The sequence below is a fragment of the Cryobacterium psychrotolerans genome (assembly GCF_900101115.1).
GTDB lineage: Bacteria > Actinomycetota > Actinomycetes > Actinomycetales > Microbacteriaceae > Cryobacterium > Cryobacterium psychrotolerans.
In genome coordinates this window covers 61,554-70,615 of record NZ_FNFU01000014.1, presented here as the reverse complement: position 1 = coordinate 70,615, position 9,062 = coordinate 61,554, and the positions used below count along the sequence as shown (strand labels likewise).

The following is a 9,062-nucleotide window of genomic DNA, read 5'->3' as shown; positions in this document are numbered from 1 at the left end:
CGGGGGCGGGGAGAGGCCAGCGGGGAGAGGCAGGGGGGCGCGGGAAGCTAGCGGGCGGACCAGCCGCCGTCCATCGTGTAGCTGGAGCCCGTGACCATGGCCGCGTCCTCGGAAGCCAGCCAGGCGACGAGCGAGGCGACCTCCTCCGGCTCGACCAGGCGCTTGATGGCGCTCTCGGTGAGCATGATCCGGCTCAGCACCTCGGCTTCGGGGATGCCGTGCACCGCGGCCTGCTCGGCCAGCTGCTTCTCGACCAGGGGCGTGCGCACGTACCCCGGGCTGACGCAGTTGCTGGTGACGCCGTGCTCGCCGCCTTCCAGGGCCGTCACCTTGGACAGCCCCTCCAGGCCGTGCTTGGCCGAGACATAGGCGCTCTTGAACGGCGAGGCCCGGATGCCGTGCACCGAGGTGATGTTGATGATGCGGCCGAACCCGTTCTCGTACATTTTCGGTAGCGCAGCGCGGATGAGGAGGAAGGGTGCCTCGAGCATCAGGGTGATGATGCGACGGAAGTCGACCGGGTCGAAGTCCTGGATCGGGTTGATCCGCTGGATCCCGGCGTTGTTCACCAGGATGTCCACACCGTCGACGGCCTCGGCCAGGATGTCGTCGGTGAGCGACGCGGTGTCGAGAAGGTCGACGGTCCAGCTGGAGCCGCCGAGCTCGTCGGCGAGCGCCGCGGCGCCGGCCCCATCGATGTCCGCGACGACGACGTGCGCGCCGCGTTCTGCGAGAGACCGGGCCACAGCCGCACCAATGCCACTCGCGCCCCCGGTGACCAGGGCGCGTTTGCCCGTCAGCGGCCCGGTCCGCGCCCAGGTCTCGGTGTCGGCCGAGGCCCGGGGCGCGTGCGCGAGTGCTTGAGTCATCTGTGTTCCTTCGTTGAGCCGGTTATCTGCCGTGGCGGTTAGCGGAGGGCCGGGGCCGGCTCCAGCCCGTGCTTGCGGGCGTCGACAGCGTCGATCTCGCGCAGCGATGCTCCCTTGGTTTCCTTGAGCGTGAGCACGGCGACCACGGTGATCGCGCAGGCGATCGCCAGGTAGATCGCGACCGGCACCCAGGAGCCGTACTCCTTGAGCAGGGCGACGGCGATGATCGGCGCCATCGAACCGGCCAGGATCGAGGTCACCTGGTAGCCGAGTGACACACCGGAGTAGCGCATCCGGGTCGGGAAGAGCTCGGCCATGATCGCCGGCTGGCCCGCGTACATCAGGGCGTGGAAGCAGAGGCCGAGGGTGATCGCCAGGACGATCAGCACCGGGTTCTTCGTGTCGAACATCGGGAAGGCGAACAGCGCCCAGCTCGCGCCGAGGAGGGCACCGGCCAGGTACACCGGCTTGCGCCCGAACTTGTCGGACAGGCGCCCGACCTGCGGGATCACGAGGAAGTGCACGAGGTGGGCCAGGAGCAGCGCGAACAGAAGCTGGCTGGTGTCGTAGGCGTGCACTGTGACGAGGTAGACGATCGAGAAGCTCACGATGATGTAGTACAGGATGTTCTCGGCGAAGCGCAGGCCCATGGCGCTGAGGATGCCGCGCGGGTACTTACGGATGACTTCCTTGACTCCGTAGCTGATGGCCTGCTCGGCTTCCACCTGGGCGCGTGCCTCGAGGAAGATCGGGGCCTCGTTGACGTGGGTGCGGATGTAGTAGCCGATGACCACGATGATGGCCGAGAGCCAGAACGCGATGCGCCAGCCCCAGCTCATGAACTGTTCAGCGGGCAGGAGCCAGGACGTGGCCAGCAGCACGAGCGTGGCGAGCAGGTTGCCCACCGGCACTGCGGCCTGCGGCCAGCTGGACCAGAAGCCCCGCGACGCGTTCGGGCTGTGCTCGGCGACGAGCAGCACGGCGCCGCCCCACTCACCGCCGACGGCGAAGCCCTGGATGAAGCGGAGGGCGATCAGCAGCGCCGGAGCCCAGTAGCCGATCGTGTCGAAGCCGGGCAGGCAGCCCATCAGGAAGGTCGCGACACCGACGAGGATGATCGTCACCTGCAGTGTGTGCTTGCGGCCCAGCCTGTCACCGATCTGCCCGAAGACGATGCCACCCAGCGGACGGGCGATGAACCCTACCGCGTAGGTCAGGAAGGCGGCGAGGATGCCGTCCAACTCGCTGCCGGCGTTCGGGAAGAAGACCGTGCCGAAGACGAGGCTGGCGGCGGTCGCATAGAGGAAGAACTCGTACCATTCGACGACCGTGCCCACCATGGAGGCGGCAACGATCTTCTTCAGGCCCGACTTTTCCGAGTTTTTGCCGCCGGCCGATGAGGTTCCTCCGGAACCTGCCTCGACGCGCTGATTGACGCTCATGTCTGTCTCCTTCAGTGTCGCCTCTGACACCTGGTGGGTTTGTCCGGTCCCGTGTGTGCAGCACACACGGCTCCCCCGAGTATTCCTGCAGTCGGGCCGTGCCTCAATGACCACTTCGCCAGACGCCATGTGCATAATTGCAGATATGACCCTCCTGCCCGCGCCGACGCCGCATTCGCTGCCGAACGCCGACGACCTCCTGATCCTGCTCGCCGTCGCGCGAACCGGCCGGTTCACGACGGCGGCCGACAGCCTGGACCTGAACCACACGACCGTTTCGCGCCGGATCGCGGCGCTGGAGAAGGTGCTCGGCGGCCGCGTGCTGTCGCGAACCGTCGGCGGCTGGGAGCTGACCGACCTGGGCACACGGGCCGCCCAGGCAGCGGAAGGCGTCGAATCGGCCATCGCCCTGCTCGGCGGAGAACCCGAGCGGCCGAACCAACTCACCGGCGTCGTGCGGATGTCGGCCACCGACGGCTTCAGCGCCTACATCGCCGCCCCGGCCGTCGCCGCCCTGCAGCGCCGGCATCCCTCACTCCGGGTGGAGATCGTCACGGTCACCCGGCGCGCCCTGCAGCACCGCTCCGGCCTCGACATCGAAATCGTCGTGGGCGAGCCGCAGGTGCACCGCGCCGAAGCATTCCGCCTCGGTCACTACATGCTCGGGATGTACGCCTCCCGGAGCTACCTCGCCGAATACGGCGCACCGACCACGGTTGCCGGGCTGACGGAACATCCGCTCGTCTATTTCGTGGATTCGATGCTGCAGGTCGACGACCTGGATGCCCCGCGCCGACTGGTGCCCACGATGCGGGACTCGCTCAGCTCGACGAACGTGTTCGTGCACGTGGAGGCCACCCGGGCCGGCGCGGGCATCGGGTTCCTGCCCTGCTTCATGGCGGACCGCCACCCCGACCTGGTGCGCCTGCTCCCGGACGACTTCCAGGAACGCCTTCCCTACTGGATGGTGCTGCGACCCGATTCCCTGCGGCAGCCGGCCGTCGCCGCGGTCGTGGACGCGCTGCGCGCGCAGACAGCCGCGTACGAGCAGCCCCTGCTCGGCCGCCCGCGTCCGGCCGAGGCGACGGCTCCTGGCCTGCACGGCTCAGTAGACTAGGACGGCACTCGCGGGAGTGGTGAAATTGGCAGACACGCAGGATTTAGGTTCCTGTGCTTTCGAGCGTGGGGGTTCAAGTCCCCTCTCCCGCACCGGAGCCGAGTCGGCTGTTGCGAGCATTCTCCGCAATTCACCCCGGCGGATTCCCTCGAATTAACCTTCCGTTCAGGACCGAAGGATTGATCGCCCGGATACCGGGGAAGTTTCCCGAGGATAGGCGGTAGCCTGTGACAGCACCCGCGCCTCGCTGCCGCCCGGCCACTTGCCGCCGCCGACTGGAGTTCCCTCGTGATCCACACCGCACTGATCCCCTGGCTCGACCCGGAGCTCCTCATCGACGGGTTCGGCGCCTGGGCACTGCTCGGAGTGTGCGCGATCGTCTTCGCCGAGACGGGTCTGCTCGTCGGTTTTCTCTTCCCCGGCGACACCCTGCTCGTCATCACCGGACTCCTCACCTATGCCGGCGTGATCCGGATCGACATCTGGTGGGTCGCGCTGGCGATCGGCCTGGCCGCGTTCCTCGGCGGCGAGGCAGGCTACTTCATCGGCCGTCGCTTCGGCCCCCGCGTCTTCGAGCGCAAGGAATCGGGGCTGTTCAGCATCAAGAACGTCGAACGCACGAACGCCTTCTTCCTGCGCTTCGGTGGCGTAGCCGTGATCGTCGCCCGCTTCGTTCCCATCGTGCGAACCTTCGCCCCGGTCGCTGCCGGAGTCGGCCGCATGGACCAGCGCAAGTACACGCTCTACAACCTGATCGGCGCCCTCCTCTGGGGCACCGGACTCACCTACTTCGGGTTCTTCCTCGGCTACATCCCGCCGGTTGCCGACTTCGTACGCGAGTACATCGACCTGATCCTGATCGGCGCCGTCGCCATCACCCTCATCCCGACGGTCTTCCACTACGTCCAGTCCGCGCTGAAGGCCCGCCGCGAGATCCGCGAGCGTGAGGTCCTGCCGACGACGGAGAGCCTCGTGCTTGATCCCGACGCTTTCGACACCGAGCACGACGGCAAGCACGAGGCCTGAAGCGCCGCCCCACACGCCGAACTGTGAGTTTGGCACCTTCGTGGGGCCCGGGAAGGTGCCAAACTCACAGTTCGGCGAAGGGGGTTCGGCGAGGGGGGCTCGGGTCAGTCGTGGGCGTGGGAGTCGTGGCCGGTACGGCCGGCCGGTTCCAGCTGGAACGTAGAGTGATCCACGTCGAAGTGGTGCGACAGGCAGTCGGACAGCTCATCGAGCAGCGCACCGGTCCCGCCCGATTGCAGGACCACCGGGTCGACGACCACGTGGGCGCTGAAGACGTGCGCCCCGGAGGTGATCGCCCACACGTGCACGTCGTGCACGGCGACGACGCCGGCCGTCTCCAGGATATGCTTCCGGATCTCCGCGACATCCGTGTCTTTGGGCACCGACTCGCTGAAGACCCGCACCACGTCACGGAGCAGGGACCAGGCCCGCGGCAGGATCATTGCCGCGATGAGCAGCGAGGCGATCGAGTCGGCCTGCTGGAACCCGGTGGTGAGGATCACCCCGGCCGCGATGATGACCGCGACCGAGCCGAGCGTGTCGCCGAGCACCTCGAGGTACGCACCGCGCATGTTGATCGAGTGTGCCGCCGCCGGGCGAAGCAGCAGCAGGGCGCCCACGTTGGCTACCAGCCCGATGACGGCGACGATGAGCATGGGCGTCCCGCTCACCTCGGCCTGGTCGGCGGAGATCAGCCGGGACACCGCGCCGATGACGACGCCGACGGCCACGGCCACCAGGATCAACCCGTTGATGAGCGCTCCGAAGACCTCGGCGCGCTGGTAGCCGTAGGTCTGCCGGTCGGTGGCCGGGCGTGCGGCGACCACGGTGGCCGCGAGCGCGATCAGGAGGCCGGCGAGGTCGGAGAACATGTGTCCGGCATCCGCAAGCAGCGCCAGCGACCCGGTCAGCCAGGCGCCGACCGCCTCGACGATCAGCACACAGGCGACGATGCCGATGGCGATCGTCAGCCGGGTGCGATTGCCGGCAGCCGCCGGGGAATGATCGTGAGCCATTAGGGCGAGAGCAGTGTCTCAAGTACCGGGATGAGGTGCTCGAACGCCCGCGCACGGTGGCTCTGTTCGTTCTTCACGTTGGGCGTCAGTTCGGCCGCGGAGATCGCGTAGCCGTCGGGCAGGAAGATCGGGTCATAGCCGAAACCGCCGCTGCCGGACGGTTCGTGCAGGATGTGCCCCGCCCACTCCCCCGTCACGTGCCACTCGGTCTCGTCGGGGAGCGCGAGCGCCGCGACGCAGGTGAAGTGGGCGCCGCGATGCTCGTCCGGGATGTCCGCCAGCTGCCAGAGCAGCAGGCGCAGGTTCTCGCCGGCGTCTTTGCTCGGCCCCGCCCAGCGCGCCGAGAAGATGCCCGGCGAGCCTCCGAGCACGTCGACGCAGATGCCGGAGTCGTCCGCGATGGCCGGCAGCCCGGTGTGCGCTGCGGCCGTGCGGGCCTTGATCAGCGCGTTCTCGGCGAAGGTGGCCCCCGACTCGACCGGCTCGGGACCGTCGTAGGCGAGCACCTCGACCCCGGGGAGCTTCGGCTCGAGGATGCGACGCAGCTCTTCCACCTTGTGCTGGTTGTGGGTGGCGAGAACGATCCGCACGGCTCAGCGTCCCAGGGCGGTGGTCTGGAACTCGGTCAGGGTCACCGTGCCGGCGAGGGCGAGGTCGAGCAGCGAGTCGAGTTCGCTGCGGTCGAAGGGCGCGGCTTCCGCGGTTCCCTGCACCTCGACGAAGAGACCCCGGCCGGTGACGACCACGTTCATGTCCGTCTCGGCGCGGACATCCTCCACGTAGGCCAGGTCGAGCATCGGCTCACCCTTGACGATCCCGACCGAGACGGCGGAAACGCTGTCGAGCAGCGGCACGGCCTTCTGGCCGATGAACCTCTTCTCCCGGCCCCACTCGAGGGCGTCGGCCAGGGCAACGTACGCGCCCGTGATCGCTGCCGTGCGGGTGCCGCCGTCCGCCTGCAGCACGTCGCAGTCGATCACGATGGTGTTCTCGCCCAGGGCCTTCATGTCGACGACTGCGCGCAGGCTCCGCCCGATCAGCCGGCTGATCTCGTGGGTCCGCCCGCCGATCTTGCCCTTGACCGATTCGCGGTCCATCCGGGAGTTGGTCGAACGCGGGAGCATGGAGTATTCGGCGGTCACCCAGCCCTTGCCCTTGCCGGCCATCCAGCGGGGCACGCCGTTGGTGAAGGAGGCCGTGCAGAGCACCTTGGTGCGCCCGTAGGAGATCAGCGCCGAACCTTCGGCCTGGTCGCTCCAGCCGCGTTCGATCGTGACCTCGCGAAGCTGGTCGGTGGTGCGTCCGTCGGCGCGCAGGGTGTCGCTCACGAGTTCTCCTTGGGGGTAGCTTGATTCTGAAAAGCGGCGAACTCGGCAAGTTCACTGAGGCTGATGGAGCCGGTCTCGATGAGGTCGACCCTGGAGATCTCCGGGCCGATCAGGCGGTGGGCCAGGGCGAGGAACTCCTCGGCGCTGTCACCGGTCGCCTCGTACCGATAGGTGGGCGGGCCAGGCGCATCGCGCTCCAGGCCCTGGCTCACGAGGGTCCGGTACACATCGTTCGCCGTCTCGGTGTCGCTGGAGACCAGGGTCACGGCGTCGCCCATCACATAGGAGATCGCGCCGCGCAGGAACGGATAGTGGGTGCAGCCCAGCACGAGGGTGTCGACGCCGGAGTCTCGGAGCGGCGCCAGGTATTCCTCGGCAACCGCGAGCACCTCGTCGCCGGTCGTCACGCCGGCCTCGACGAACTCGACGAATCGCGGGCAGGCCTGGGTGAACAGACGGATGTCGGTGGCGGCGGCGAACGCATCCTCGTAGGCGAGGGAGTTGACGGTGCCCACCGTGCCGATCACCCCGACCCGTTTGTTGCGCGTGGTGCCGACCGCCCGTCGGACGGCCGGCTGGATGACCTCGATCACCGGCACGCTGTACCGTTCACGGGCATCCCGCAGCATGGCCGCGGAAGCGGTGTTGCAGGCGATCACGAGCATCTTGACGTCCTGGGCCACGAGGTCGTCGAGCACGTTGAGGGCGAACTGGCGCACATCCGCTATCTTCTTCGGCCCGTAGGGAGAATGCGCCGTGTCGCCGATATAGAGGAGCGATTCGCCCGGAAGCTGGTCCTTGATCGCCCGGGCGACAGACAGGCCGCCCACGCCGGAGTCGAAAATTCCAATCGGTGCATCCGTCACGTCAAACAACCTTAGTGGCGTGGGCTCCGGCCGGGCTGTGTCTGCCCGGCCGAGGCCGATAGGCTGTGCCGCGTGATCGAGTCCCCAGCATTCCGCACCGACCGCTACGAACTCACGATGGTGGACGCCGCCATTCAGAGCGGCACCGCCGATCGAGAATGCATGTTCGAGACGTTCGCGCGGCGCCTGCCGAACGGACGTCGGTACGGCATCGTCGCCGGCACCGGCCGGCTGCTCGAGCTCATCCGCGATTTCCGGTTCACGGATGCCGAACTCGACTGGCTGCGGGAGCATGACGTCGTGCGCGCGCCCACCCTCGACTGGCTGGCCGACTACTCGTTCAGCGGCAACGTCTGGGGGTACCAGGAGGGCGAAGCCTACTTCCCGGGCTCGCCGCTGCTCGTGGTGGACGGCACCTTCGCGGAAGCCGTCATCCTGGAGACGCTCGTCCTGAGCACTCTCAACTACGACACGTCGGTCGCCAGCGCGGCCGCCCGGATGGTCTCCGTGAGCCTCGGGCGTCCGATCGCCGAGATGGGCTCCCGGCGCGCCAACGAACACGCGGCGGTCGCCGCTGCCCGCGCCGCGTACATCGCCGGCTTCGCGTCGACCAGCAACCTCGAGGCCGGGCGCACCTGGGGCATCCCGACCATGGGCACGGCGGCGCATTCCTTCACCCTGCTCCACGACACCGAGGAAGACGCTTTCCGCGCCCAGGTCGACGCCTTCGGGAGCGCCACAACCCTGCTCGTGGACACGTATGACATCTCCCGCGGCATCGAACTGGCCGTGCGGGTGGCCGGCACCGGGCTGGGCGCCATCCGCATCGACTCCGGGGACCTGCCGACCGTGGCGGCCGCCGCCCGCGCGCAACTCGACTCGCTCGGCGCCGTGAACACGACGATCACCGTCACCAGCGACCTCGACGAATACGCGATAGCCGCCCTCTCCGGTTCCCCGGTCGACGCGTTCGGCGTGGGCACGTCCGTTGTCACCGGATCGGGAGCGCCGGCGGCGGGAATGGTCTACAAGCTCGTCGCCCGGCGGGATGACGCCGGACCGTGGATGTCCGTGGCCAAGACCTCGATCGGCAAGGTGTCGGTGGGGGGACGCAAGAACGCCGTGCGCCTGCTCGACGGGGGCGGCACCGCGCGCGAGGAGGTCATCCTGGTCGGTGCCGAGCCGTCCGGCGACGTCGACGACGCCCAGCGCGAGGGCGTGGAACGGGGGCTGCTCGTGCCGTTCATCACCGATGGCGAGGTCGACGAACGGTACGTGGGAGCCTCGGGCACGCAGCGGGCCAGGGCGCACAACGCCTCCGTGATGCAGGAACTGCCGATCGAGGCGTTCCGGCTGGGGCGCGGCGAGGCCGTCATCCCCACCTCGTACCGGTAGCCG

At 68.4% G+C, this 9,062-nt stretch carries 9 protein-coding genes and 1 tRNA gene; 4 read left to right on the top strand and 6 right to left on the bottom strand.

The features are described from left to right. Nucleotides 1-47: 47 nt before the first annotated feature. On the bottom strand, nucleotides 48-869 hold the full coding sequence (locus BLQ39_RS11725) for a 3-hydroxybutyrate dehydrogenase (protein WP_092324193.1): 822 nt from the start codon (nucleotides 867-869) through the stop codon (nucleotides 48-50). Nucleotides 870-907: 38 nt separating this feature from the next. Beyond that, nucleotides 908-2,311, bottom strand: a complete 1,404-nt coding sequence (locus tag BLQ39_RS11720) for an MFS transporter (protein WP_092324191.1) — start codon at nucleotides 2,309-2,311, stop codon at nucleotides 908-910. A 145-nt stretch (nucleotides 2,312-2,456) separates the two neighbouring features. Here BLQ39_RS11720 and BLQ39_RS11715 point away from each other — a divergent pair, with 145 nt between their 5' ends. From BLQ39_RS11715 to BLQ39_RS11705, 3 genes are all read left to right on the top strand, one after another. After that, entirely contained in the window at nucleotides 2,457-3,428 is a 972-nt protein-coding gene (locus tag BLQ39_RS11715) for a LysR family transcriptional regulator (protein ID WP_174775383.1), read from the top strand. Between the two features lie 10 nt (nucleotides 3,429-3,438). Then, nucleotides 3,439-3,520: transfer RNA gene (locus tag BLQ39_RS11710), tRNA-Leu, on the top strand. Between the two features lie 199 nt (nucleotides 3,521-3,719). Then, nucleotides 3,720-4,454: a DedA family protein gene (locus BLQ39_RS11705; RefSeq protein WP_174775384.1), complete on the top strand. Its 735-nt coding sequence runs from the start codon at nucleotides 3,720-3,722 to the stop codon at nucleotides 4,452-4,454. A 104-nt stretch (nucleotides 4,455-4,558) separates the two neighbouring features. Here the strand turns inward: BLQ39_RS11705 and BLQ39_RS11700 are convergent, their stop codons facing one another. From BLQ39_RS11700 to murI, 4 genes are read right to left on the bottom strand one after another with little or no spacing between them, the layout of a single operon-like run. Beyond that, the gene (locus BLQ39_RS11700; RefSeq protein WP_092324187.1) at nucleotides 4,559-5,470 is read right to left on the bottom strand and encodes a cation diffusion facilitator family transporter; all 912 of its coding nucleotides are present in this window, start codon (nucleotides 5,468-5,470) and stop codon (nucleotides 4,559-4,561) included. Then, the gene (gene rdgB, locus BLQ39_RS11695; RefSeq protein ID WP_092324185.1) at nucleotides 5,470-6,060 is read right to left on the bottom strand and encodes an RdgB/HAM1 family non-canonical purine NTP pyrophosphatase; all 591 of its coding nucleotides are present in this window, start codon (nucleotides 6,058-6,060) and stop codon (nucleotides 5,470-5,472) included. Before rdgB ends, BLQ39_RS11700 begins: the two co-directional genes overlap by 1 nt. A 3-nt stretch (nucleotides 6,061-6,063) precedes the next feature. After that, on the bottom strand, nucleotides 6,064-6,798 hold the full coding sequence (rph, locus tag BLQ39_RS11690) for a ribonuclease PH (protein ID WP_092324184.1): 735 nt from the start codon (nucleotides 6,796-6,798) through the stop codon (nucleotides 6,064-6,066). Continuing rightward, complete coding sequence (murI, locus tag BLQ39_RS11685; RefSeq protein WP_092324182.1) at nucleotides 6,795-7,664, bottom strand: glutamate racemase; 870 nt, start codon at nucleotides 7,662-7,664, stop codon at nucleotides 6,795-6,797. The genes rph and murI overlap by 4 nt, the downstream gene beginning before the upstream one ends. 72 nt (nucleotides 7,665-7,736) lie before the next feature. On the opposite strand from murI, the gene BLQ39_RS11680 reads away from it, so the two are divergent. Beyond that, complete coding sequence (locus BLQ39_RS11680) at nucleotides 7,737-9,059, top strand: nicotinate phosphoribosyltransferase (RefSeq protein ID WP_092324180.1); 1,323 nt, start codon at nucleotides 7,737-7,739, stop codon at nucleotides 9,057-9,059. The last annotated feature ends 3 nt before the right edge of the window (nucleotides 9,060-9,062 follow it).

Bases quoted from the DNA above. Each gene is read 5' to 3' on its own strand.
- BLQ39_RS11725 (WP_092324193.1), bottom strand. From the start codon at position 869: ATGACTCAAGCACTCGCGCACGCGCCCCGGGCCTCGGCCGACACCGAG.
- BLQ39_RS11720 (WP_092324191.1), bottom strand. From the start codon at position 2,311: ATGAGCGTCAATCAGCGCGTCGAGGCAGGTTCCGGAGGAACCTCATCG.
- BLQ39_RS11715 (WP_174775383.1), top strand. From the start codon at position 2,457: ATGACCCTCCTGCCCGCGCCGACGCCGCATTCGCTGCCGAACGCCGAC.
- BLQ39_RS11700 (WP_092324187.1), bottom strand. From the start codon at position 5,470: ATGGCTCACGATCATTCCCCGGCGGCTGCCGGCAATCGCACCCGGCTG.